This window comes from Streptococcus sp. 2020WUSS084 (assembly GCF_044427445.1).
GTDB lineage: Bacteria > Bacillota > Bacilli > Lactobacillales > Streptococcaceae > Streptococcus > Streptococcus suis.
The window spans coordinates 149,931-175,408 of sequence record NZ_JAOTGC010000003.1 but is presented as its reverse complement, the minus strand read 5'-3'; the positions used below and the strand labels follow the sequence as shown (position 1 = coordinate 175,408).

The 25,478-nt window shown below is 43.3% G+C and carries 24 protein-coding genes and 1 other RNA gene; 2 read left to right on the top strand and 23 right to left on the bottom strand.

Annotated elements, in window-relative coordinates; translation table 11 throughout:
• Positions 1–71: 71 nt before the first annotated feature.
• The 3 genes from ODU50_RS03180 to ODU50_RS03170 form a co-directional block, all read right to left on the bottom strand.
• A complete protein-coding gene (locus tag ODU50_RS03180) occupies positions 72–1,856 on the bottom strand; it encodes an ABC transporter ATP-binding protein (protein ID WP_105121275.1) in 1,785 nt (594 codons plus the stop codon).
• Between the two features lie 200 nt (positions 1,857–2,056).
• Positions 2,057–3,763 (bottom strand): ABC transporter ATP-binding protein, encoded by a 1,707-nt coding sequence (locus tag ODU50_RS03175; RefSeq protein WP_398581311.1) that lies wholly within the window; start codon positions 3,761–3,763, stop codon positions 2,057–2,059.
• The gene (locus ODU50_RS03170; RefSeq protein ID WP_105153084.1) at positions 3,756–4,205 is read right to left on the bottom strand and encodes a MarR family winged helix-turn-helix transcriptional regulator; all 450 of its coding nucleotides are present in this window, start codon (positions 4,203–4,205) and stop codon (positions 3,756–3,758) included. The genes ODU50_RS03175 and ODU50_RS03170 overlap by 8 nt, the downstream gene beginning before the upstream one ends.
• A 221-nt stretch (positions 4,206–4,426) precedes the next feature.
• On the opposite strand from ODU50_RS03170, the gene ODU50_RS03165 reads away from it, so the two are divergent.
• Both ODU50_RS03165 and galU read left to right on the top strand, forming a co-directional pair.
• Positions 4,427–5,443 (top strand): NAD(P)H-dependent glycerol-3-phosphate dehydrogenase, encoded by a 1,017-nt coding sequence (locus tag ODU50_RS03165; RefSeq protein ID WP_105095017.1) that lies wholly within the window; start codon positions 4,427–4,429, stop codon positions 5,441–5,443.
• A 44-nt stretch (positions 5,444–5,487) separates the two neighbouring features.
• A complete protein-coding gene (gene galU, locus ODU50_RS03160; RefSeq protein ID WP_105153085.1) occupies positions 5,488–6,387 on the top strand; it encodes a UTP--glucose-1-phosphate uridylyltransferase GalU in 900 nt (299 codons plus the stop codon).
• Positions 6,388–6,405: 18 nt separating this feature from the next.
• Here the strand turns inward: galU and ODU50_RS03155 are convergent, their stop codons facing one another.
• The 20 genes from ODU50_RS03155 to ODU50_RS03060 all read right to left on the bottom strand — a co-directional run bounded on the left by ODU50_RS03155 (position 6,406) and on the right by ODU50_RS03060 (position 25,245).
• Complete coding sequence (locus ODU50_RS03155; RefSeq protein ID WP_105153086.1) at positions 6,406–7,083, bottom strand: rhomboid family intramembrane serine protease; 678 nt, start codon at positions 7,081–7,083, stop codon at positions 6,406–6,408.
• Complete coding sequence (locus ODU50_RS03150; RefSeq protein WP_105153087.1) at positions 7,067–7,609, bottom strand: 5-formyltetrahydrofolate cyclo-ligase; 543 nt, start codon at positions 7,607–7,609, stop codon at positions 7,067–7,069. The genes ODU50_RS03155 and ODU50_RS03150 overlap by 17 nt, the downstream gene beginning before the upstream one ends.
• A 41-nt stretch (positions 7,610–7,650) precedes the next feature.
• The gene (locus ODU50_RS03145) at positions 7,651–8,778 is read right to left on the bottom strand and encodes an N-acetyldiaminopimelate deacetylase (RefSeq protein ID WP_105153088.1); all 1,128 of its coding nucleotides are present in this window, start codon (positions 8,776–8,778) and stop codon (positions 7,651–7,653) included.
• 9 nt (positions 8,779–8,787) lie between these two features.
• On the bottom strand, positions 8,788–9,486 hold the full coding sequence (dapD, locus tag ODU50_RS03140) for a 2,3,4,5-tetrahydropyridine-2,6-dicarboxylate N-acetyltransferase (protein ID WP_024376132.1): 699 nt from the start codon (positions 9,484–9,486) through the stop codon (positions 8,788–8,790).
• A 156-nt stretch (positions 9,487–9,642) separates the two neighbouring features.
• Complete coding sequence (locus ODU50_RS03135) at positions 9,643–10,176, bottom strand: hypothetical protein (RefSeq protein WP_024399695.1); 534 nt, start codon at positions 10,174–10,176, stop codon at positions 9,643–9,645.
• A 327-nt stretch (positions 10,177–10,503) separates the two neighbouring features.
• Positions 10,504–11,232, bottom strand: a complete 729-nt coding sequence (locus ODU50_RS03130) for a metallophosphoesterase family protein (protein ID WP_105153089.1) — start codon at positions 11,230–11,232, stop codon at positions 10,504–10,506.
• 220 nt (positions 11,233–11,452) lie between these two features.
• Positions 11,453–12,802, bottom strand: coding sequence for a glucose-6-phosphate isomerase (locus ODU50_RS03125; RefSeq protein ID WP_044672925.1), 1,350 nt, complete (start codon positions 12,800–12,802; stop codon positions 11,453–11,455).
• Between the two features lie 81 nt (positions 12,803–12,883).
• Positions 12,884–13,426, bottom strand: a complete 543-nt coding sequence (locus ODU50_RS03120) for a hypothetical protein (RefSeq protein WP_023371733.1) — start codon at positions 13,424–13,426, stop codon at positions 12,884–12,886.
• A 137-nt stretch (positions 13,427–13,563) separates the two neighbouring features.
• Positions 13,564–13,653: signal recognition particle sRNA small type (gene ffs / locus ODU50_RS03115), an RNA gene on the bottom strand.
• 42 nt (positions 13,654–13,695) lie between these two features.
• Positions 13,696–14,217, bottom strand: a complete 522-nt coding sequence (gene tadA, locus ODU50_RS03110; protein ID WP_024393381.1) for a tRNA adenosine(34) deaminase TadA — start codon at positions 14,215–14,217, stop codon at positions 13,696–13,698.
• Positions 14,218–14,497: 280 nt separating this feature from the next.
• On the bottom strand, positions 14,498–16,468 hold the full coding sequence (gene tkt / locus ODU50_RS03105; protein WP_105141599.1) for a transketolase: 1,971 nt from the start codon (positions 16,466–16,468) through the stop codon (positions 14,498–14,500).
• Positions 16,469–16,679: 211 nt separating this feature from the next.
• Positions 16,680–17,771: an L-ascorbate 6-phosphate lactonase gene (gene ulaG / locus ODU50_RS03100; RefSeq protein WP_398581310.1), complete on the bottom strand. Its 1,092-nt coding sequence runs from the start codon at positions 17,769–17,771 to the stop codon at positions 16,680–16,682.
• A gap of 109 nt (positions 17,772–17,880) precedes the next feature.
• Entirely contained in the window at positions 17,881–19,569 is a 1,689-nt protein-coding gene (locus tag ODU50_RS03095; protein ID WP_398581309.1) for a BglG family transcription antiterminator, read from the bottom strand.
• Positions 19,570–19,693: 124 nt separating this feature from the next.
• Positions 19,694–20,311 (bottom strand): phosphate-starvation-inducible PsiE family protein, encoded by a 618-nt coding sequence (locus tag ODU50_RS03090; protein WP_024384341.1) that lies wholly within the window; start codon positions 20,309–20,311, stop codon positions 19,694–19,696.
• An 84-nt stretch (positions 20,312–20,395) separates the two neighbouring features.
• On the bottom strand, positions 20,396–21,112 hold the full coding sequence (locus ODU50_RS03085; protein ID WP_105153090.1) for an L-ribulose-5-phosphate 4-epimerase: 717 nt from the start codon (positions 21,110–21,112) through the stop codon (positions 20,396–20,398).
• Entirely contained in the window at positions 21,112–21,975 is an 864-nt protein-coding gene (locus ODU50_RS03080; protein ID WP_024403063.1) for an L-ribulose-5-phosphate 3-epimerase, read from the bottom strand. Before ODU50_RS03080 ends, ODU50_RS03085 begins: the two co-directional genes overlap by 1 nt.
• A 5-nt stretch (positions 21,976–21,980) precedes the next feature.
• Complete coding sequence (locus ODU50_RS03075; RefSeq protein WP_105153091.1) at positions 21,981–22,646, bottom strand: 3-keto-L-gulonate-6-phosphate decarboxylase UlaD; 666 nt, start codon at positions 22,644–22,646, stop codon at positions 21,981–21,983.
• Positions 22,647–22,764: 118 nt separating this feature from the next.
• A complete protein-coding gene (locus ODU50_RS03070) occupies positions 22,765–23,250 on the bottom strand; it encodes a PTS sugar transporter subunit IIA (RefSeq protein WP_105153092.1) in 486 nt (161 codons plus the stop codon).
• Positions 23,251–23,459: 209 nt separating this feature from the next.
• The gene (locus ODU50_RS03065) at positions 23,460–23,738 is read right to left on the bottom strand and encodes a PTS sugar transporter subunit IIB (RefSeq protein WP_009910950.1); all 279 of its coding nucleotides are present in this window, start codon (positions 23,736–23,738) and stop codon (positions 23,460–23,462) included.
• A gap of 58 nt (positions 23,739–23,796) precedes the next feature.
• Entirely contained in the window at positions 23,797–25,245 is a 1,449-nt protein-coding gene (locus ODU50_RS03060) for a PTS sugar transporter subunit IIC (RefSeq protein WP_398581308.1), read from the bottom strand.
• Positions 25,246–25,478: the final 233 nt, after the last annotated feature.

The window sequence follows — 25,478 nt, the reverse complement described above, 5'->3', positions numbered from 1 at the left end:
ATGGGAACAAACTGAAATCCACCACTGAAGTCATTTAGTCAACAAGGTCTGTCTGTGGTTTTCGAAGTGGATTATTCAAACACAAACTGATTGTGATAGAGTTCGGCGTAGAAGCCATTGAGTTTAAGGAGCTGGCTGTGATTGCCTTGCTCGATGACTTTTCCGTCTTTGAGGACGATGATTTCATCCGCATTGAGAATGGTTTTGAGGCGGTGGGCAATGACGAAGCTGGTCCGTCCTGCGATAATGGCCTCCATGGCCTTTTGGATTTTGGCTTCCGTTACGGTATCAACGTTAGACGTTGCTTCGTCCAAAATCAAGACCTGTGGATCTGTCAAGAGCGTACGGGCAATGGAAATCAGCTGTTTCTGACCTGTCGAGAAGACATTCTCATCATCGGTCACAAAGGTTTCATAGCCCTCTGGCAAGCTCATGATAAAGTCGTGGATATGGGTGGCACGAGCTGCGGTTTCCACCATTTCTTGCGAAATACTCTCATCACCAAAGCGGATATTGTCCGCAATAGTACCCGAGAAGAGTACCGACTCCTGCAAGACAATACCGACCTTATCCCGCAAACTATCCAAATCATATTCCCGAATATCGCGACCGTCAAAGGTCACGCTACCACCATTGACATCGTAGAAGCGGTTAATCAAGTTCATAATAGTAGTCTTACCAGATCCCGTTGGACCAACGACCGCCACCATTTTGCCCTTAGGAGCTGAAATAGACACCTTGTCCAAGACCTTCTGACCTGGCAGGTAGCCAAAGTCGATGTCCTTGATTTCAACACCTTCTTTTAATTCGGTAAATAGCGGAGCGTTTTGAGGACGAACTTCCTCAGGCTCATCAAACATTTCCTGAATACGGTGAGCACCTGTGAAAGCCAACTGCAATTCTGCCCAGCTAGATGCAATCTGCATGATTGGCTGGTAATACTGTTGCGAATATTGAACAAAAGTCACGACCAGACCAAGTGCGGCAGCTGTTTCCAGCGAGCTATCATTGAGAACAATGCTGGAACCTGCAAAGATAACAATGGCAGTATTAACCAAGCTCATACCGTTCATAAATGGAAAGAGAATCCCACCAAACAAACGTCCCTTGAAAGTTGTGCGACGAACTTCTTCATTGAGCTCCAAGAAACCATCAATAGTCTCTTCCTGCACACCCTGTACAATAATCGCTTTTTGTCCTGAAATCTTCTCATCCATGTAGGCATTGAGTTTAGACACCGCAGCCTGTTGCTTATCAGTATATTTCCGTGACAGGCGAATGATAATCACTAGGGCAATCAAAGCAACTGGCGTAGATGCGATAGTTACCAAAGCCAAGCGAGTATCCTGACGGAACATCATGATAACCATACCGATGTAAAGAGCGATATTGGTCACTACCTGAGTCAAGGACTGGTTAAAAGCATTTTGGATATTGTCCAAATCACTGGTAAAACGAGAAAGAATATCTCCATCCTTGTGGCTGTCAAAGAAGGCAACTGTCAAGCGTTCCAACTTACCAAACAGACCTTTTCGCATACGGTTGGTTGAATGAGCAACGATGCGTGTAAAGAGCAGGGTATAAACCAGGGTCGACACCACCGTCGCCACATAGGCCAACAAGAGATTGAGCATAACCCCATTAAAATCAGCTAGGTCAGGCTTGAAATCTGACTGACCCATTTGCACCGAAGCAAAATAAGCCTGACCAATTTTCCCCATCTCTGCAATCGCATTACCCAGGAAAACAGGCGTCTGAACCTGCAAATAAGTCGCCGTCACAATGGCTAGAAAAATCACAGCAAAGGACAGCTTATAGCGTTTAAAATAAAACCAGAAAAATCTAAGTGTTTTCATAACATGATACTAAGGTCGTCCAGAAAGCGACCGAAAAATAGGAAACCAACGCCGCGTCCCGAAACGCTAGGCGGTTTATCTTTTTTCGAAGCTTTCCGACCGAGTTCAAATACAATCGTACTATATAGACTGCACTTGCTCCTCCGTTGGAAAGCTTTTCGCTTTCTAAAACTCCCACCTTAAAAGGTCCCCCGGACCTTTTAAGCCTCCTTCCCTTTCTGTGTTTCGTAAATTTCTCGGTAGACGTCATTTGTCGCTACCAATTCTGCGTGTGTTCCTTGACCAATCAAGCGACCTTCATCAAGAACCAAAATCTTATCAGCTTTGACAACAGAAGAAATCTTCTGAGCAACGATGACCGTTGTTGTCCCCTTCAAATCATAGTTGAGGGCTTCTTGGACCAGTTTCTCAGACTTGGCATCCAGGGCTGAGGTCGAATCATCTAGTACCAAGACTTTAGGATCACTAATCACCCCACGCGCAATGGACATCCGCTGTTTCTGACCACCTGAGAAGTTATTTCCACGTTCTTCTACTTGGCTCTCATAGGTATCATCCAAGCGGTCGATAAATTCTTTGGCTTGGGCAATACCTGTGGCCCGCTCCAAACGTTCCAAATCTGCACCAGGTGCACCTTGACGCAAATTGTCCGCAATGGTCCCTGAGAAGAGAATAGCTTTTTGCAAAACGATAGACACTGTATCTCTCAAGGTTTCCTGACTGATGTCTTTCAAATCACGACCGCCAATTGACACAGTCCCTTCCTGTGGATCAAACAAACGCGGAATGAGCTGAGCTAGTGTTGATTTACCCGCACCCGTTGCACCAACCACACCGACCATCTGACCAGACTCAATCTCAAAGGAGATATTTTTCAAGGTTGGCTCGGTGTCATGCGGATAGGTGAAGCTAACATTGTCAAAGACAATCCGTCCATCCAAGTCCTCTTTTGCACCATCTTTAAAGGTCATCGCTGGCTCTGTATCTAAAACCTCACTCAAACGTTTAATGGAAATAGCAGCACGTGAAGCCTGCATCCCCATAAAGCTAGTCATGATAATCGCAAACATGATTTGCATGAGGTAACTCATAAAGGAAGTAAAGCCCCCAACTGCTTCGATATTAGTGTCTAACATCCCTGAAACGAGATAAAGCGACACAAAAATCGCCATGTAGGAGATAAACATCATCAAAGGTTGCAAGATAGAAAAACCATAACCAATAAAGAGGTTGAGATCCAAAAGCTCATTGGATACTTCTTTAAATTTAGCGTATTGATTCTTCTCCTGTACAAAGGACTTAACCACACGAATCCCACGGAGGTTTTCCTTTGCAATGCTGTTCATCCTGTCCATCAGGGACTGGAATTTACCAAAGCGCGGTCCCATCAAGCCCATCACGACTGCCATGATTCCCATGATGATGATGATCATGAGCACGATAATCCACCAAAGTTCTGGCAAAGTGCGCACTGCCATGATAAAGGCACCAACAAAGAGCAGAGGTACCCGCATCAAGATCGTAAAGAGCATCATGACAAGGTTCTGAATTTGGTTGACGTCGTTGGTCATACGAACCACCAAATTCCCTGCATTAAATTCCTCTACATTGGCATAAGAAAAGCTCTGAATTTTCCGAAAGGTCTTCTCACGAATATCCGCAGACACTCCCTGAGAAATCTTAGCTGCCATGATTGTATTGGTCAGACCAGCCAAGAGACCAATTCCCGCAATCAGCAAGAGGAACTTACCGACACGGACAATCTCATCCTTATCATTGGCCAAGACAGCAGTCAATACATCCTGTAAATAACTAGGTTGCATCAAGGTCGTTGCTACGACAATAGACGTCAACAAGACCGATGCCAAGGCATACCATTTGTAACGTAAAATGGCTTCTTTAAACATGATTCTTCTCCTTATAGTGTTGAATATTTTCTTTTAATTGATTGGCTACCTGTCTGATCAAATCAAATTCTTCCTTTTGAATACCTCGAAAGAGAGAATGGTGCATCTCCTCATGGAAGGATTTTAGGTGACAAATCTTGCTCCGACCTTTCTCTGTCAAGACCAACTGCTTGTAGCGTCTGTCAAACTGAGAAGGTAAAACCTGAATAAAGTCATTTTTCTCCATTCGCTTAACTAGATTGCTGGCAACGGATTTGGAAATCTTCAACTCCGCTTCAATGTCTTTGACAAAGGTTTCAACTTCAGACCGTTCTGCTATGAAACGCAGAGCCCATCCCTGTGGTCCAGCTAGGTGTTCCACATCATATTCCTTTGCAATGGTTTCACTGATTTGTTCAATCTGATTTAATAGATTCCGAAAATCTGCAATAGTGTGTCCCATAATAGCTCCTTTCTACGAAAATAATTACCATGAGAACTATTATAGTTCTCTTAGGAACTATTGTCAATTATTTCGTTTGCTCTTTTCTGAAAATATTTTGTTGTTTCAGCACCATTACTTACTCAAAAACCATAATATATATACTGTATAACTTATATAAGATTTTATGTATCAATTATGGTATAATATATCTAAATTACACCAACTAGAAAGGATTTTTTATGACCAAACAAACCATTGCCATCTTGGGACCCGGTTCATGGGGCACCGCCCTAGGACAAGTTCTCAACGACAACGGTCATACTGTCCGTATTTGGGGCAATGTCCCCGAACAAATCGACGAAATCAATAAAGAACATACAAATAAGCGCTATTTCAAGGGTGTTATCCTAGATGAAAACATCAAAGGATATAAGGATTTGACTGAAGCCTTGGACGGTGTTGACGCGGTTCTTTTCGTTGTGCCAACCAAGGTAACACGCCTAGTTGCCAAGCAAGTCGCACAAGCTCTCAAACACAAGGTAGTTGTCATGCACGCTTCAAAAGGCTTAGAGCCTGATAGTCACAAGCGCTTGTCTGAGGTACTGGAGGAAGAAATTCCTGCTGAACTCCGTTCTGAAATCGTCGTGGTTTCAGGGCCAAGTCATGCAGAAGAGACTATCGTCCGTGATTTGACCTTGATTTCTGCAGCTTCAAAAGACTTGGAAACAGCCAGCTACGTCCAAAATCTTTTCAGCAACCACTACTTCCGACTTTATACAAATAATGATGTCATCGGTGTAGAAACAGCAGGTGCCCTTAAAAATATTATTGCTGTCGGCGCTGGCGCTTTACACGGACTTGGTTATGGTGATAATGCCAAGGCAGCTATTATCGCTCGCGGTTTGACAGAAATCACACGTCTAGGCGTTGCTATGGGCGCAAATCCTCTGACTTACAGCGGTCTTTCTGGTGTTGGTGATTTGATTGTTACCGGTACATCTGTCCACTCCCGCAACTGGAGAGCTGGAGATCAGCTCGGTCGCGGTGAAAAACTCGAAGATGTAGAACGCAACATGGGAATGGTGATTGAAGGTATTTCGACAACTAAGGCAGCCTATGAGTTGGCTCAAGAATTAGATGTTTACATGCCTATTACCCAAGCAATCTACAAGGTCATCTACCAAGGTGCAGGTATTGAAGATGCCATCAAAGAAATCATGACGGGTGAATTCCGCCATGAAAATGAATGGCATTGATTCTTATTAAACACAAAAAATAAATTATAAAGGATTACATACTTATGAAAAAAGTTAGAAAAGCCGTTATCCCAGCTGCAGGTTTGGGAACACGTTTCTTGCCTGCTACTAAGGCTCTTGCCAAAGAAATGTTGCCAATCGTTGACAAGCCAACCATCCAATTTATCGTTGAAGAAGCCCTCCGTTCAGGTATTGAAGATATTTTGGTGGTCACTGGTAAGTCAAAACGTTCTATCGAAGATCACTTTGATTCAAACTTTGAATTAGAATATAACCTCAAAGAAAAAGGCAAAAATGATTTGTTGAAACTTGTTGATGAGACAACAGGCATTCGACTACACTTCATTCGTCAAAGCCATCCACGTGGACTTGGTGATGCTGTTCTTCAAGCAAAAGCCTTTGTCGGAAATGAGCCATTTGTTGTCATGCTCGGCGATGACTTGATGGACATCACAGATACAAAAGCTGTCCCATTGACCAAGCAACTCATGAACGACTATGAAAAAACACATGCTTCAACCATTGCTGTTATGCCTGTTCCTCATGAAGAAGTTTCTGCATACGGTGTTATCGCTCCACAAGGTGAAGGTGTCAACGGTCTCTATAGTGTGGAAACCTTTGTGGAAAAACCAAAACCAGAAGATGCACCATCTGACCTTGCCATCATCGGTCGATACTTGTTAACGCCTGAAATCTTCAATATCTTGGAAAATCAAGAACCAGGTGCCGGCAATGAAATCCAGTTGACAGATGCCATTGATACTCTGAACAAAACGCAACGTGTTTTCGCTCGTGAATTCAAAGGCAACCGTTACGATGTTGGGGATAAGTTCGGTTTCATGAAAACTTCTATCGACTACGCCCTCCAACACCCTCAAGTAAAAGATGATTTGAAACAATACTTAATCGATCTTGGTAAAAAATTAGATAAAAAGAAAAACTAGCAATCGCTAGTTTTTTTCTTATATCAAATAGAATATCCCTAGTAGAAAAACAATCAAGCCAATATAGCCAATGAAACTGAAAAAAATCTGTTTTCCTGTAAAGAGATTCTTTTCCACAAGAGGTGGAAGGAAAATCACGACCAAGCATCCTCCAATAGCTCCTCCAATATGTCCTGCCATGCTAATGGTTGGATTAAAAAGTCCCAAGACCAAGTTCAATCCCAAAAGGACCATGTAGCGTTGACCAAGAACCTGTAGATAAGGGCTACGACTAAATTTTCTCAAAAGAGCCATGGCTGCAAATAGGCCAAAGAGCGAGGTCGACGCACCTGCGCCAACTACATCTGGTGTAAAAAAGAGAACAAAAAGGTTCCCCATAATACCAGATAATAGATAGAGAAGAAAGAACCTCCGGGACCCAAAAAGCCCTTCTAATTGATAACCCAAACCAAGCAAGGTAATGCTGTTAAAGATAAAATGTTCCCAACCAATGTGGACAAAGATAGGAGAAATCAAGCGCCACAACTGAGTCGGATCATACCGCACCACTTGACCGTACATACCACCGAATTCAAAAATCGTATAGGCTGTAGTGGTCTGCCCAAATCGAAATATTTGTATCAAAAGAAAAACAAGAGCCGTGACTGCCAACAAGCCATTGGTCACAGGATAGCGCTTATCAAAAAAGTTCTTCAAAAATCAACAACTCCTTTACTGGAATATCAAATACATCTGGTTCGAAATCATAGACTTGAAAGTCTGCCAAGGTCGATACTGTCTCCCACTGATAATCTGCTAGGTAGCGATCGTAAAAACCACCTCCATAGCCCACTCGAAAACCCGCTTGATTCCAAGCTAAACCAGGGGCATGAATCAACTTAACCACAGACTTATCCACAGGTTGTGAATAAATTCCAGGTTCCCAAACTCCAAACCTAGATTTCACCAAATCATCAGGATTATATTCTACAAAATCCATACGCCCTTGTGAATAGGTCTTAGGAATGAAAATCTGCTTGCCATCCTTTTGAGCCTGCTCAATCAGGTAAGAAGTGTCGAACTCATGGGGTATGGAAAGGTAGGTCCCAAGCGACTTTGCGCCCTGATAAGTATCAGAAGCAAGGAGGCGTTCCGTTAGCCGCTGGCTCCATCTTGCTCGCTGACTACTAGTTAGGTCTTTCAAACTCTGCAAGACCTCTTGCCGAATGCTCTTTTTATCCACAGAAACTCCTTTCTTTTCAGAAAAAGACTGGAAAAAATAGTCTAGTTTGCTTTCATTTTCAAAAAATCGCTCAACTTATCCACAGCAAAGGGAAGCACTTCCTCTTTGGGACTGAGACGTGGATTGTGAAGGGGATAAGGCGTATCCACACCCAACCAGAACATAACACCTGGAACCTTGTTGAGCAGGTAGCCGAAGTCCTCTCCCGTCATGGCAGGTGGACAATCAATCATCTCCACTCCGTCAACACCATCAAAGTAGGTCATCAGTTCATCCGCCAGCTGGGGATTGTTCTCCACAGGCAGATAACCGCTTGGATTGAGCTCGATTTCCAAGTCTACTCCAAAGGACAGTGCAATCCCTTCTGCCACTTCCCGCACCCGTTTTTGCACCAAGAGGCTCATGTTCTGAGTCAAGGCCCGAATGGTCCCGTGCAGAAAGGCTGTTTCAGCAATGACATTGTTGGTCGTGCCCGCGTGCATGGAGCCGAAGGTTACCACCGCTCCCTCGATCGGATCAACGTTACGGCTGACCACTGACTGGACCTGGGTCACAAAGTAGCTGGCTGCCACCAAGGCGTCATTGGCGGTATGGGGAAATGCTGCGTGGCCACCCTTTCCTGTAAACCGTATCTTGACTTCACAGGTCCCAGCAAAGAGGGTCGCACGGTTGGTGGCCATTTGACCGACTTTGAGGTCTGGTCGGACATGGAGCCCATAAAATTCATCTGGCAACCAATCCCCAAAAGCCCCCGCTTCATACATGAGCATACCACCTGCTAGATTTTCCTCAGCAGGCTGAAACAAGAAAAGTAGATTATTTTTCGGTTGCTGCTCTGCCATTTTCTCCAAAAGCCCCAGGGCAATGGTCATGTGGAAATCATGTCCGCAAGCGTGCATCCGGTCTGGGTGGAGGGACTTGAAGTCCAGGTCCGTTTCTTCCACGATAGGCAGGCCGTCAATATCTGCCCGCCAGCCAATGGTCTTTTCAGGAGCAGAACCTGTCAGATAGACCAGGATACCTGTCTTCCATGTACGGACTTGGGCAAAAGAGCAATCTTCCAGCAAGTTCTCAATGGTTTCCATGAGAAAGGCGTGGGTCTTGAACTCCTCCATGCCCAGCTCTGGAATCTGGTGGAGGGCCCGGTGTGTCGCGATTAAATCTAGCATAGCTACCTCTTAGAGTGTCCGCAAAGCCTCTTCCAAGGCTGTTTTTTGTTGGGTTTGAGCGTCGATTTCCTTGATGATGCGGGCTGGCACACCTGCCACCACAACATTTTCAGGGACGTCTTGGGTCACAATAGCGCCCGCTGCGACAACAGAGCCGCTACCGATTTGCACTCCTTCGATGACAACGGCATTGGCACCAACCAAGACATTGTCGCCAACACGCACTGGCTCAGCCGAAGCTGGCTCGATGACACCTGCAAGGACCGCACCTGCACCGATGTGGCTGTTTTTACCAACCGTCGCACGACCACCAAGGATAGCGCCCATGTCAATCATGGTACCTGGGCCGATTTCCGCACCGATGTTGATCACAGCACCCATCATGATAACGGCATTATCACCGATTGTCACTTGGTCACGGATAATGGCACCTGGCTCGATACGGGCATTGATATTACGTTTGTCCAGCAAAGGCACAGCCGAATTGCGACCGTCTTGCTCGACCACATAGTCCACATTTTCAGTCAAATTTGCCAAAAGTGGCTCGACATCCTTCCAGTCACCGAAGAGGACATTGCCAAGCTTTGTTACCTCAGCAGGAACAGGCCCAGCCAATTCACCTTCAAAGGTCACCTTAACAGTCGTTTTTTTCACAGCATTACCAATAAAGGCAATGATTTCTTGGGCAGTCATTTTTTGTGCAGTCATAGTATTTCCAATCTATAAATCATATTTTTTCTATTATATCAAAATTTTCTGAAAATTTGGGAAGAAATGCAAAAAAATGAAAAAGAGGCCCTCAGTTCCCAATGTTATTAAGTTAGCTAACCTAATAACATTGAGCAGGAGCCAAATCTTTCTCTGTTATTCATTTAATAATGTTTGTGCCTGTTCATGCACAGTTGTCATCGTTTGTTTTAGTTGATCACGAACTGTTTTTAAACTATCCAAAACAGTAGCTCGTGCTTCTTCTGGAATCACTGTCGAGTCATCCCCTAATGTCGCAAATTGTGAATCCAGTGCTGATTTTTGTTGTTCAAGCATCGTTACAATTTGCTCACGATATGGTTTTAAAGTAGTCTGTGCTTCTTCTGGTAACTGAACGATTAGCCCATCAAAGTCAGCAACATAAGAGTCCATCAATGAGTTCAATGATGTTTTATATTCTCCGATAGTCTGAATCGCATCAATCTCTGCATCTGCCAGATAAGTCACTGTTGACTCTTTTAAAGTAACAGTCGAGGATTCAGATGTAGACTCTTTAGTAGAGGATTTCGTTGTGGATGTTTGTTCCGTTGAAGAGCTTTTTGACGTTGTTTCTTCCTTACTATTAGAACAAGCCACCAAAGTAGTAACTGTTAGAAGAGCTGAGAAAATCAGCAACCATTTCTTTTTCATTATAAAACTCCTTTTGTTTATTACTACTAGATAATATTATTTTTAAGTATGAAAGTCAAGTATATCTAGAAAACAATTTATCTTTTTAGAATATACAGCCAGTAGCCCTCTCAAAATGCAGAATCATTATAAGAATCGCTAGGTTTTGATGGGATATTTCATACCATTCCTGACTAAACACTCGGATAAAGCTTAATAAGCTTGCAATAGTAATCTGCCAGATTGACTAGAAATTTTATACCGAACAAATTAGCATATTCATCTCCTAAAAATTGTTAATATCCCTAGTATGTATTACCATGCAATTTTGTAAATTTTTACAGTAAGCTACTGGGTCGACTCCATACAGCCCACTGCATAATCTCTAACCAATCCCTGTTGATTCAAGACTAGACCATGCAGAACTCCGCCATAAACAGCTCCTCCGTCAATTCCCATTTTCCCATCTGGACTGGTCCAGATTTGACTAATGCGAAGTTGAGTTTGAAAGAGGTTATACACAGGTGTATGTCCAAAGACAATTATTTTTCCTGTGGTATTTTCAGCCTCATGGAAAGGGGTGCGTAACCAAACCTTATCATGATTATTGGTTTCACGCCAATCTGGTAAGGTTAAATCAACTCCCGCATGGACGAAGATATAGCGCTCAGTCTCCATATGATAGGGGCAAGATTTGACAAAATCAATCAGGTCCTCATATTGTTCCATCACTGTATTGGCATCCACCAGGCCATCTACCGGTGCATCCAAGGGACGCCCCAGTAAGGAATTGATAGTCGTATCTCCACCATTTCTCCGATAGTGATCGTAGCGGTCTAAGGGGTCACGCAGCCAAGCCAAAAACATTCGTTCATGATTCCCAGTCAAACAGATAGCACCTTTTTCGCGGACCAACTGTCGCACCAGCTCTAGACAGGCCTTTGAGTTTTCTCCACGGTCAATCAAATCGCCTAGAAAAATCAGTTGTTGCCGCTCTTCATCCCATTTCTTCAAAATATCAAGTAGCAGTTCAAACTTTCCATGAACATCTCCAACTACAAAAAACTCTCTTTTCATAGACTCTATTCTACCATATTTAATAAACAAAGAAAAACTGGGAGTGTGATAGAACTCAAGACATAGAAAAAGAGTTCGTCCTCACACCCCCGCACAGCTCAAAAGGTTCAGTGAACCTTTTGAGGTTGGAAATGAAGCGAACTCTGTTCGCAACAGTCGTTAGGCCAGATTGGGAGTATGAAACACGAACTCTGATAGGCGGGCTTAAAGTTTCATTTTCTTACAAACGTGCGTTCAATTCTGCACCGAGTTCTTCAAATCCTGGTTTTCCAAGAAGAGCGAACATGTTTTTCTTGTAGGCTTCTACACCTGGTTGGTCAAATGGGTTGATCGCATTGAGGTAACCAGAGATAGCAATCGCCAACTCGAAGAAGTAGAAGGTATAACCGAGTGTGAACTCATCTTGTTGTGGAAGAGTTACAAACATGTTTGGTACGCCACCATCTGTGTGGGCAAGCAATACGCCGTCCGTTGCTTTTTTGTTTACAAAGTCAACGTCCTTACCTTGCAAGTAGCCAAGACCGTCAAGGTCCTCTGCCATGTCAGGAATCAAGATATTTTTTCTTGGTTTGTCAACACGAACAACTGTTTCAAAGATATTACGATTTCCTTCTTGGATAAATTGTCCAAGTGAGTGCAAGTCTGTTGAGAAGTTAGCAGATGTTGGGTTGATACCTTTTTGGTCCTTACCTTCTGACTCGCCCGCCAATTGTTTCCACCACTCGCTGAAGTATTGAAGTGATGGCTCGTAGTTAGCCAAGATTTCTGTTACATAGCCTTTTCTGTAAAGGATATTACGAACAGCTGCATATTGGTAAGCTTGGTTTTCAGCAATCTTATCAGATGTAAATGTCGTGCGGGCTGCGTTTGCACCTTCCATAAGGGCATCAATGTCTGCACCAGCTGCCGCGATTGGCAAAAGACCAACTGCTGTCAAGACAGAGAAACGACCGCCGACATCATCTGGAACTACAAAGGTTTCCCAACCGTTTGCATCCGCTTCAACCTTAACAGCACCTTTTGCCTTGTCAGTTGTCGCATAGATACGCTTGTTAGCTTCTTCTTGACCGTATTTCTTCACAAGCAATTCTTTGAAGACGCGGAAAGCAATGGCAGGCTCAGTTGTTGTACCTGATTTTGAAATCACGTTAACTGAGAAATCCTTGTCAGCAACATAATCCACCAAGTCAGCAAGATAGCTTGATGAGATAGAGTTTCCAGCGTAAAGGATTTGTGGAGCTTTGCGCTCTTCACGTGTTTGCAAGTTTACAAAGGCATTGCTCAAGAAATCAATAGCTGCTTTAGCACCAAGGTAAGAACCACCGATACCGATAACTACCAAAACTTCACTTTCATTTTGGATTTTAGCTGCAGCTTCCTTGATACGAGCAAACTCTTCTTTGTCGTAGTTTTCTGGCAAATCCAACCAGCCAATAAAGTCGTTACCAGGACCTGTTCCTTGACGGAGCATTTGGTCTGCAAGGGTAACTTGTGGTTGCATGTATTCTACTTCTTGAGCTCCAACGAATTGGCCCAAAACTTTTGAATAATCAAATGTAATATGTGTCATGTTTTTCCTCCATTTATGTACCATAATATGATAACGCTTTATCATATTTTTTTCAAGAAATTTATCAATTTTCATTTATTTTCATGAAATATGTTGTATAAATCTTAATTTTTGTGAAAATCTAACGAAATTTTCGCGTTTGTAATAATCCTCCAAAGTCTCTCCCGACTGGGTTACTGTAATCCATTTCGGGAGAATCTTAGATAGTAGGTAAAGCGGAATGAGGGCAGGATACCAAATAAACATGACTTCAAAGATGAACCGGTCGTTGTTGCCCCTTGAAATGTAACGTTGGCGGTATTCTTCTTTGAGAGAAGGGTGGGGAATATAGATATGAAATGGTACACCACCGCGTATAGACATGGCCAGCAACATTCTCATCAGAAAATTCAGCGCTACTAGGACTGTCTTTCCTTGTCTATGAAGAGTGTAGGCCTTATTGACATAGATTGTTTTATAGCGTTTATCCTTCAGTGGGCGTTTGGTGGATTTTCGCTCCTCTTTCGTTAAATGGCGAACACTGCTATTATCGTACTTAATGTCAGACATTTCTAAGTCCACAACATCTGTATATTTCTTAGCAAGTGTCGTTTTTCCCATACCTGGAAAGGCAAATAAAAACATAGGCTTTCCTCCTTATTCCTCAGTAGAATAGCAGAGCATCCAAAAAGTTTTCTTAAGTTGCCCCTATTTTGCCCCTATTTCTAAAAATAAGACAAAGAAAACCCTCTGAAAGCTTGATTTCAAAGGATTTTTAGATTATACGCAAAAAGAGCACACATTCGACCTCGCTTAGGGCTGCTGGATTCCTCCCCTGACCCGCTTCACGCACGAATGTTGCTCCGTTTAATATTATAACACAATTTGGCCAGAGTGCAAGTTTGGAATATTAACTAGCTATCCGAAGTCGCTTCCTCTTGCGTCTTCATGATAAGTTTAGTAGCCTTCTGACTTTCTCTGCGTTGTCTGAAAAAATCTTGCATGATATTGGCACATTCCGCTTCTAAAATACCTGTTTCTACCTTGACACGATGGTTGAGCCGCTCATCTGTCAAAATGTCATAGAGGCTCCCTGCAGCTCCAAACTTTTTGTTGGTTGCTCCATAGATGACCTGCGGAATGCGTGCTAGGCCAATAGCTCCGCTACACATCACACAAGGTTCAATCGTCACAAAAAGGGTCGAATCAAGCAGGCGCCAATTCCCCTCAACATTGTTAGCCTCTTGGATTGCCATCACCTCAGCGTGCATGATTGCCTGATTGAGTTCCTCACGCGCATTATGCCCTCTGCCAATAATCTGGCCATCCTTGACAATCACACAACCAATTGGAATTTCATCCTTTTCTAGCGACTTTCTAGCTTCTTGCAATGCTTGAGTCATAAAATACTCTTTTTCTTCATGTGTATAGTTCATAAATCTATTATAGCACAGCCCTGATAACAGTTCAAAATCACTTCTTTATTCTCTGCTATCAAAATGAATCTAACACTACTTCTTCCTTGTCACACATTTCTTTCAAAATGCTGCCCTTCTATTACCTTAAAAATATAAAAATACCTCCTCAGTCGAGAAGGTAGGGGGAGCAACATTGATATTCACAGATATTAATATATCGTTTATTGTCGATATTGTCAAGAAAATTTTTAAAAAAATATCAAAAACAGCCTCGAAAGGCTGTCTCTGATATTTTCTATTACAATTCGCCAACTAATTTCACAACATTTTCTACTGTGAAGCCATAGTTGTCAATAACTGTTTGGGCTGGAGCTGATGCACCAAATGTGTCAATACCAAGGACTTTACCGTCAAGGCCGACATACTTGTACCAACCTTGAGTTGCACCCATTTCAATTGCCAAGCGACGACGGATGGCATTTGGAAGGATTTCTTCCTTGTAGGCAGCGTCTTGTGCATCGAAGAGTTCAGTTGATGGCACAGAAACCACACGAACCTTAGTGCCTGCTGCTTCTAGTTCTTTGGCAGCTTTAACAGCCAAGTTAACCTCTGAACCAGATGCTAGAAGGATAGTATCAAAGCCTTCTGCTTCGTAAACCACATAGGCACCTTTTGCAACCTTGTCAAAGTCGGTTCCTTCCTCAACTGTCAAGTTTTGACGAGTGAGAACAAGGGCTGATGGTGTAGACTTGCTGGTCAATGACAAGTACCAAGCTGCCTGTGTTTCACGCGCATCTGCTGGACGGAAGACATTGAGGTTTGGCATAGCACGAAGTCCTGCCAAGTGCTCAATCGGCTCGTGAGTTGGACCATCTTCACCGACTGCGATTGAGTCATGAGTGAAGACATAAGTCACTGGAAGTCCTTGAAGAGCTGACAAACGAACTGCTGCTTTCACATAGTCTGAGAAGACGAAGAAGGTACCACCATAGACACGAAGTCCACCGTGAGCTGCCATACCGTTCAAGATAGTACCCATAGCAAATTCACGCACACCAAACTGGATATTGCGGTTGAGTGGATTTACTGAATCTTGCAAACCATCTTCCTTGATATAGGTCATGTTTGAGTGAGCCAAGTCAGCTGAACCTCCAAGGAAGGTTGGCAAAACTTTAGCCGCTGCGTTGAGGGCATCTTGTGATGAGTTACGAGTTGCTTGTGAGAAGCCATTTTCGTAAACAGGGAAGTCTTCTGGCTTGATTTCAACTACGTCACGACCTTCCAAGATAGCTGTTACTTCAGCTGCTAATTCTGGATGAGCTACTTTGTAGTCTTCAACTAATTTCACCCAGGCATCGTAGGCTGCAGCACCACGGTCTGCGACATTTTCCTTGAAGTCCGCATAAACTTCAGCTGGAATTTCAAATGGACCATAGTTCCAATCAAGCGCCTTACGAGTTGCTTCTGTTTCTTCTGCACCAAGTGGAGCACCGTGAACGGCATTTGTACCTTGTTTGTTTGGTGAACCATGACCGATAACAGTCTTGATTTCGATAAGAGATGGCTTACCAGCTGCTTTTGCCTTTTCAATAGCAGCAAAGATGGCATCTACATCTGTACCGTCTGTTACGAGGTCTGTATGCCAGCCATAAGCATTGTAACGGGCACGTACATCTTCTGTGAAGGAGTCTTTTGTTTCACCATCCAAGTTGATGTCATTTGAATCGTAAAGAACGATGAGTTTTTCTAATTTTTGAAGACCTGCGTAAGAAGCCGCTTCTGCAGAAACACCTTCCATCAAGTCGCCATCACCACAGATTACGTAAGTATAGTGGTCAAAGATTGGGAAACCATCACGGTTGTACTTAGCTGCAAGGAAACGCTCTGCTTGCGCAAAACCTGTCGCAGTTGAAATACCTTGTCCAAGTGGACCTGTTGTTGCATCTACACCTGCTGTGTGACCAAATTCTGGGTGACCTGGTGTTTTTGAACCCCATTGACGGAAGTTCTTGATTTCGTCCATGCTCACTTCTTCAAAACCTGAAAGGTGAAGTAATCCATAAAGGAGCATTGAGCCGTGACCAGCAGACAAAATAAAGCGGTCGCGGTTGATCCAGTTTGGTTGAGCTGGGTTGATACGAAGTTCTTTAGTAAAAAGGCTGTAGGCCATTGGAGCCGCACCCATGACGACACCTGGGTGACCTGATTTTGATTTTTCGATGGCATCAATACCAAGGAAACGAATCGCATTGACTGAAAGATTTGACATGTTTTTCTCCTTTTTTAAAGTCATGAATTTATTATACCATAAAGCGTTTTCTATGTCTGTTTGAAATGAAGCGAGAAATAAATTGTCCGTAGAAAAGAGGCAGGACTTTCGTCCCGCCCTTGGAGTGAACAGTAGTAATTCGCACATTTCATACTTTATCAGAGTTTATAGTACCTCTCCTCGTCTCTATGGAGCAAGAGAGTTCTCAATCTTATAACAAAGCCTTAAATTGAATATTTGAATCTTCTAAGAAGCAATCATCAAAGCCACGTGGGTGGTGATATTCGATACGGTCCTTGTCCATCGGATAAGTATACTTGCCACCAACTTCCCAGATGAATGGATGGAAATCGTATTGCAAGCGTTCCTTACGCATTTTCCAGAGCTGCAAGATTTCATCTGTTGACGCCATGAAGTTAGACCAGATGTCGTAGTGAACAGGGATGATTACCTTAGCACGCAAGTTTTCTGCCATACGGAGAAGGTCGATTGATGTCATCTTGTCTTGGATACCGATTGGGTTGTCACCGTAGTTGTTGATAGCAACGTCGATGTTGAAGTCACGACCGTGTTTTGCAAAGTAGTTTGAGAAGTGGGAGTCTGCACCATGGTAGATAGTTCCGCCAGGTGTTTCAAAGACATAGTTGACTGCCTTGCGAGCCATGAGTTCATCTGTCACAGGAAGTCCTGCTAATTTACCACCATTTTCGTCATAACCTTCGATTGGCAAGGTCACCAAGCAAGTACGGTCGAAGGATTCTACAGCGTGGACCTTGATGTCTTTAAACTCAAAGCTATCGCCTGGTGCGATACAGATGATACGGTCAGCTGGAACCCCCCATTTTTCCCAGATGTCGCCACTTTCAACTGGACCGACAAATTTGACGTGGTCTAATTTTGGATTGTTGATGATGGCAGCGGCTGTGCTGATGTCCATGTGGTCACTGTGGACGTGCGATACTAGATAGTAGTCCAATTCATTGATGGCAAATGGGTCGATAACCATTGGCTGCACACGCAAGTTTGGTTGCAATTTGCGTACACCGGCCATGTTAGCCATTTGGTGTCCCCAAACCATATCTTTCACTTTTTTAGTGGATTTCCCACGTGATGACCAGAGGTCCATGACCACGTTAGCTCCACCTGGTGTTTTAATCCAGACACCACAGTTTCCAAGCCACCACATAGCAAAGTTGCCTTCTGGCACTACTTCTTCTTCAATTTCTTCATTGAGCCAAGTTCCCCATTCTGGGAAGGTTGAAAGAATCCAGGATTCTCTTGTAATATCTTGAACTTTAGCCATTTTCCATTCCTCCTATAAGGTACGTTTCTATGCTTCTAGTATATGCTCCAAAGGCAACAAAAAAAAGACCAAATAAAACACAGGCTTGTGTTCAAACTTGGACTTTACCCTAATACAGATCTGTTTCAATATCTTGACTGGATAAATTGGTTAATAATTCATTGGTAATCAGTTTTTGTAGCCGTTGTTTGAGTTCTCGAGCGGTCCTTCCGTCTGCGATATATCCCGACAAAAGCTTGTCTAGTTCTACTGCAAAAACTTGTTTTTCATCTGCCAAACTACGATATTTTGCAAAATGAGTCATGTTTAGCACATCATCAAAATCTAAAATGGGGTGAACCTGCAACAAAGGGAAATCCGTTTCCAACCCATCGCTGGTTGTAATCAAGAAATCAACCTCTAGTAAGTCCTCGACACTCTTGAATTGTTCAGTGGTAAAGACGGCGCCAATCTTCTTATCTGGCAAGTGATGCTGGCATTGTTTATAAAGTAAGCGTTGGACTGACACCCCTTCATCACAGATTAAATAGACAATCTGTGTCTGTACCTTGCGCGTCCCACTGCGTCGAATAGCTCCTCCTAGATGAATCGTCAAATAGGCAATATCTCCATCGGATAACTCAATCTGCCACTCCTCCTCCAAAATCTTTCCAGAAACCCGTGTCATAGCAAACAGGGTGCCGTATTTATCTTGGATTTGTTGGACCATTGGATTTTTAGATAGGATGCCGTAGGTTTTTCTGAACAACAGAGCCTTGCAATGTGCCAAGAGATGTTTGGCTAATTCGTCAGGATTTTCCAATTCAAATGGTGAATGTATCTCAAAATGATGAATAAATCGCTCTACCACACGCTTCAAGTCAATGAAATCTTGACTGAATACATGAACATCGCTATCCTTTCGATAGGATAGAAGTAAAATGGCAATCAGGGAGATTTCTATTTCATCCAATTTCAAATCAAAGGTTTGCAACAAGGCATCTTTCAATTCCTGAGCAACTCGGTACTCGATACGCTCTCGAACTTGTTCAAATTCTTTGAGAATGGCTCGTTCTTCCAAGTCATCCAGCTCCATATTGCGATAGCTAAGGAGCAAGAAAGGCAATACTTTGAGCATAAACTCGATTTCGTAGCGATTGATTTTCTTGCCCAGTTTCTTTTCTAACTGCGATACTTGTCCCTGTAAAAATTGTGCCATTTCTTCTGAGAAGAGCAACTGACACCCCACCAACTCAAATAACTTATCTTCTAGAACCTGCAAAAAACCTTTATTGGCATCCAAGAAGATGGTATAGAGAAGTGAGTGGACATATTGGATTTTATTTAAAGGGTGACAAACGAGACTATAGCCATGACTCTTAGATACATAGAGGGTCATCTTGTATTGTTCTTGAGCCAACTGGGTTCGAATTTCATTCAAATCATTTAAGACCGTATTACGAGAGACTTCTGTCAACTCCATTAGCCGTTCAATGGTCACTCTTTCTGGTGTGATACAGATATATACCAACATCAGCTGAATGCGCTCAGGCATGCTCATGACGTAGGTGTACGAATCAATGGAATCGAGAAGATCTCGACAGGCTAGTTTTTGCGCTTCGGTAAGTCGAATACCGAGGCGAGGTAAGCTTTCAATACTCTCTACAGTTGTTGGTAGGGCATCATTGATTTTTTCTAGATGGTAATAGATTTTTCGACGTGATTGTTGCAAGCCCTTGGAAATAGCCATGATTGTCTCAGGTTCCTGTAGACCAATCAGGTACCTCAGTAGAGCGCAACTACTCTTATCTAATAACAAGATTCTCCTCCTCTTTCCCCCGTCCCGTTACTATCTTAACATAATTATCTGAGATATTCTAATAATTATTAAAATTTATCTGATTATTACTTGTTTTATGTTGCATAAATATTTATAGTTAGAATTAATAGATGCTTTTAATAATTTCTACTCGGGTAATCAGTTCTCCGTGCATGTTATCTATCCGAAGGGCAACATTTTTCAAATATACACAGGCACCAATAGCAATGGTTTTCTCTTCTTCATTGAGTTTTCGTGTCACAAAATCTCTCAAAGTCTCACTACCTTCACTTGGAATTTTTACTCGTGCGATGATATTGGCCACTTTTACTTTCTGGCTGGCGCGCATAATAATATTATTGGAATCATCAAACTGAGTGAAAAGGTATTTTCTAACTGCAAATAGGATGGCGACCGACGCAATACCAATCAAGTAGTCCATGCTTGAGCCATGTTCCACAATCAGTTGGCGAGCAATGGCAACCAGAAGTACCTCAATCACGGTGCTAGGTGACTGTTTGCAAAGCATTTTGATAAATTCGACTCCGACCGCCAAGGTCATTGCACGACTCAGAAAATTTTGAATAAACGTATCCGCTTGAATATCACCAGCTAATGAGCTGAGTAGGTCTGCAAAAAGAAGCGTTGACAAGGCTAAAAGGGCTAAGCCAAGTATGGCAGATAAAATCAATTCTAAATAGTAGGCTGTCTCTGTCAGACTATCCTGTAAAAATTTCCTCATCTTTCTCCTCATCAAAAGGGAAAAAGCAGTTCTCCTTTTTGGGGAGTCTGCTACTTTTCCCTACTGTTTTTTTCACACAAGAACTTAATGTTCATCACCCTTTTGTCCATAGTAGGCATTGGGACCATGTTTACGAAGGTAGTGCTTGTCCATGATATAGCTTGGCGCTGGCTCCACCCGTGGATTGATTTGTTCGGTGTAGCGGTTCATCCGAGCCACTTCCTCAAGGACAACACTATGGTAAACTGCCTGAGCAGGATCCTTGCCCCAGGTAAATGGTCCATGGTTACGGACAACAATTCCTGGAACGGCCACTGGATCAATGCCTCGGCGTTCAAATTCCTCGATGATGACCGCTCCTGTTTCTTTTTCATAGGCCGAGTTTACTTCCTCAGCTGTCAAGGAACGGGCACATGGTACCGGACCGTAGAAATAGTCCGCATGAGTTGTCCCATAAAATGGAATGTCACGACCTGCCTGAGCCCAACCAACTGCTTCTGTCGAATGGGTATGCACGACAGCATGTACGTTTGGCCAAGCCTTGTAGAGGGCAACGTGGGTCGCCAAGTCAGACGAAGGATTGAGGTCTCCTTCTACCACATTTCCATTCAAGTCAGTCACCACCATGTTTTCTGGTGACAATTTTTCATAATCCACACCAGAAGGCTTGATAACAATGCGACCAAGTTCACGGCAGACTTCTGATACGTTGCCCCAGGTAAACTTGACGAGTCCGTGGGCAGGCAGGGCGATATTGGCTTCATAGACCCGTTGACGCATTTCCTGTAAATCTTTTGGCATTAGTTCAACCCCGCTTTCTCAATCAATGGATAGAGGAAATCTTGTGCCTCCTTGATAGCTGCTCGTGTTTCCTCAACCGTCTCACAGTTTTCTGACCACATCTCAATCAAGAATGGACCTTGGTAGTTGGTCTTTTTCAAGACTGCAAACATATTGTCCCAGTCCACACAGCCCTGACCGAATGGGACATCACGGAATTGACCTTTGGAATTTTCAGTTACCGCATAGGTATCCTTGAGGTGAAGGGCTGCGATAGAACGGTGTCCTAGGTAAAATTCGCTATAAATGTCATTGTGCCAAGCAGACACGTTTCCCGTATCTGGGTAGACAAAGAGATAAGGCGAGTCGATTTCTTTTTCAACGGCTAGGTATTTTTCAATGGAGTTGATAAATGGATCATCCATAATCTCAATGGCCAACATGACCTGAGCCTGTTCTGCCCAGTCGCAAGCCTGACGGAGATTCTTGATGAAACGCTCTCTAGTTTCAGGCGATTTTTCTTCATAGTAAACATCGTAGCCAGCCAACTGGATGACACGAACGCCCAAATCCTGAGCCAGTTCGATACACTGTTTCATGGTTTCTAAGGACTTGGCTTCAAGAGCAGGGTCATTGGAGCCAAGCGGGTAGCGACGGTGACCTGAGAAACAAATGGTCGGAATGCGGACACCTGTTTCATAGATGGCCTTGACCAAGTCTAAACGCTCTTCCTTGGTCCACTCCAAACGAGCCAAACGAGCGTCGCTCTCATCCACCGACATTTCCACAAAGTCGAAACCTAATTCTTTGGCAAACTCCAAGCGTTCCTTCCATGTGAAGTGTTTGGGCGTTGCCTTTTCATATATTCCGATTGGTCGTGCCATAGGCCTTACCCCCAGATACGACGGATTTCGTCTTTAAATTCACGCGCCGCTGCTGCTGGATCTGCCGCCTCTGTAATACCGCGACCTGCGATAAAGGTGAAGACATCTACTCCCTCGAAGAGTTTAAGGGTATCCACATCAAGACCACCTGTTACAGAAACACGGAAGCCCATGTCAACCAATTTTTTCACCTTGTTCAAGTCTTTTTCACCCCAGGTTTCGCCTGCAAGGAGGGCGTCACGCGATTGATGGTAAATCGCTTGGGAAATACCTGCGTCCAACCAAAGTTGAGCCTGTTCATAAGTCCAGTCACCATAGAGTTCGATTTGGATTTCACCCTTATCACCACGCACTTCCTTGATAGCCTTCAAAGCAGCTTCCATAGTTGGAATAGTTGCAGAACAGATACAAGTCATCCAGTCCGCACCACGAACGGCATTGTTTTTAGCAACCGTACCACCAGCGTCCGCACACTTGGTATCTGCAACGATGATTTTGTCTGGGAAAAGGTTACGAAGCACTTCTACCAACTCGCTACCAACTTGGAGCAAGCAAACTGTACCTGCTTCAATAACATCCACTTCATGACCAACAGAGACCGCTGCTTTAATCGCACCTTGCAAGTCTGAATGATCCAATGCAACCTGTAGATTTGGGATATGTTTTGTCATAATACTATTACCAAGAAGGAATAGAAGACTGAACAGTCTAGTGTCTCCAAACTGTCAGACCTTGCTACTCTACTTCAATTCCTTTCATTTATGTCTATGTCAATTTCTTGTCGTCAGATTAGCTTTCCAAGTCTAAACCTTCTAAGTATGGGCTATTTTTAGACTCTTCAACCATTGCCAATACTTCTTCCGGAGTTTTGCAGGCAATCAAACGCTCGATGGAATTCTCCAATTCGAAGAGAGCAATGATTTGAGGGATAGCTACTGAAGTATGGATTTTTGGATCTGTCGCTGCAAGTGTCAAGAGAACTGAAACTTCCTTGCCATCTGAGAAGGCTACTGGCTTTGTCAAGGTAATCAAGGCAAAGGAGTCCTTCAAGACACCGACACCAGCCTGGGCATGAGGCATAGCCATACCTGGCATAAGCACATAGTAGGGACCGTATTCTTCTGTCGAGGCAATGATGGCATCATAGTATTCTTCTGTCGCAGCACCACTGTCAATTAGCGGTTCAACAGCCTTGTGAACAGCCTCCTGCCAGGTTTCCGCTGTCAATCCCAAACGAATGGAATTATTTTCTGTAAATGATTTTTGTAAATTCATAGTTTTTCCCTTCTACACGCTATATGAAAGAGGCTGGGCAGAAAGTCCAACCTCGCTTCTCAGAGTTCGTGTCAACATCTCAGCGCAGTGGTTGATTGGCAGATTTGTTCGTGTTTCACACTCCAAATCTGACCTAATCAACTGTGCGGGGGTGGGAAGACGAACTCTTTTTAGACTGGTCGAGTTCTTTCCCACTCCCTAACGGCTATTTATAGCACTGCTTGTAATTTTGTTTTGATTTCGTTGTCGTCCATGAGGTTGTCAAGACCAACCAAGTGACCTTTCGTGCGACCTTCCAACTCAGAAATCAAGTGGTTAGAGGCTACGACAATATCATATCCTGCCGCCAAACCTTTTGCTTCACCAACTGAGCAGGAAGCTGATTGAAAATCTGTTACGCCGAGTTGACGAAGGGCGTTTTCTACCTTCATCTTGATGACCATAGATGAGCCCATGCCATTTCCACAGGCTGTTAAAACTTTAACCATAATTTCACTCCTATTTTATTTTTAATACATTATGTTCTGATTTTACAGACCAAGGATACTATTCTGCTTGTGCCTCGCCACGATAGTATGCTTCCTTATCTTTTGCTTTCGCAAATTGAAGTTGCGGAATAGCCAATAAGAAGAGGCAGACAAGAACATAACCAGCAATACCGAGGTACTTAAATGCAAATCCAAATGGTAACCATGGCACTTCAAAGTCAATGTTTCCGTGGTAACCACCGCTCAATTCAAGCAAGCCAACGCAGACTGCACCAAGAGCAACTTGAAGGACACCTGAGATGAAGGAAAGGATGGCTGCCGCTTTCCAACCACCACGTTTGTCAGCGTACACTGCGATAGCTGCGTTATCGAAGAATACAGGTACGAAACCAGTGATGATGAGGATTGGACTCTTGAAGACAATCAAGAGAACGATTGTAATCAACTGACCGATTAAACCGAAGGCAAAACCTGAAAGGACTGCGTTAGATGAACCAAAGCCGTAAGAAGCTGCAACGTCCACCGCTGGGAATGAACCAGGAAGCAATTTGCTTGAGATACCTTGGAAGGCATTTGTCAATTCTGCTACGAACATACGTACACCCTGCATCAAGATGAAGAGATATACTGAGAAAGTGAAGGCTGTTTGTACAACGTACATGAAGAAGGCTTGTTTAGCTGGGTTGTATGGAGTGCCTGAAGTGATAACTTCTGGGTTTGCCATGATTTCTGGACCCAAGATGAACAAGATGACACCGAAGAAGACCAACATCAAGGTTGCTGAAGCAACAACTGTATCGTGGAAGATGTTGAGGAAGCTAGGTAGCTTCAAGTTATCCAAGTTTTCTTCTTTTTTACCAAGTTTTGGAGCAATCTTATCGACAAACCAGATTGCAAATTGTTGTTGGTGACCGATGGCAAATCCGCCACCACCTGTCAAGCGTTGCGTTGCTTCAACAGTCATGTTTGAGCTGACTGCCCAGTAGATACCACAGATAATCCCGATAGCTGCTGTACCAAATTGGTTACGAAGTCCTGGGATAAGGAAGAGCACCATCAATGAGATTGTTGCCGCTTGTTGTACCATGATGTGTCCAGTGATGAACAGAGTACGTACTTTTGTAACCTTACGAAGTGCAACCAAGAGGATGTTGACACCGAAACCAATCAAGAGAGCTGTAGTGGCTGCTGATACGAAATCAGGGAACTCCTCAGCAATTTTCCCATTTGCTGCTGCAAGACCAAAGTAAGGGTCAATAACTGCCGCATCAATTTGGAACTTATAGTTCAAGGCCGCCAAAATCGGACGGAAGGTTGTTACCAAACCACCAGCTGCTACGTTCAAAATCATATAGCCGACTGTCGCTTTGATAAACCCTGCAAAAACATCATGAGGCTTTTTCTTTAAGAGGGCATAGCCCACCAATACTAAAAGACCTACGAAGAAGGCTGGATTCTGCAGGATATTCTGTGAGAACCAGTTTAATGGGGTTTGAAGGAAATCCATTTTTCATTCTCCTTTTTTGAAATGATTTTTATGGTTTTATTATAAGTTATGTAAGCGGAAACAAAAAGACCAAATAAAACACAGGCTTGTGTTCACTATTGGACTATTTCCGAACTTTAATGGCTGATTTAATCAGAATTCCTCCCTATAGTTCACCAGCCCATTTATTCTAATAATCAATAAATAGACGTTATTTTACCTAAAAATTTAAAAGAACCTCAAAAAAACATAAA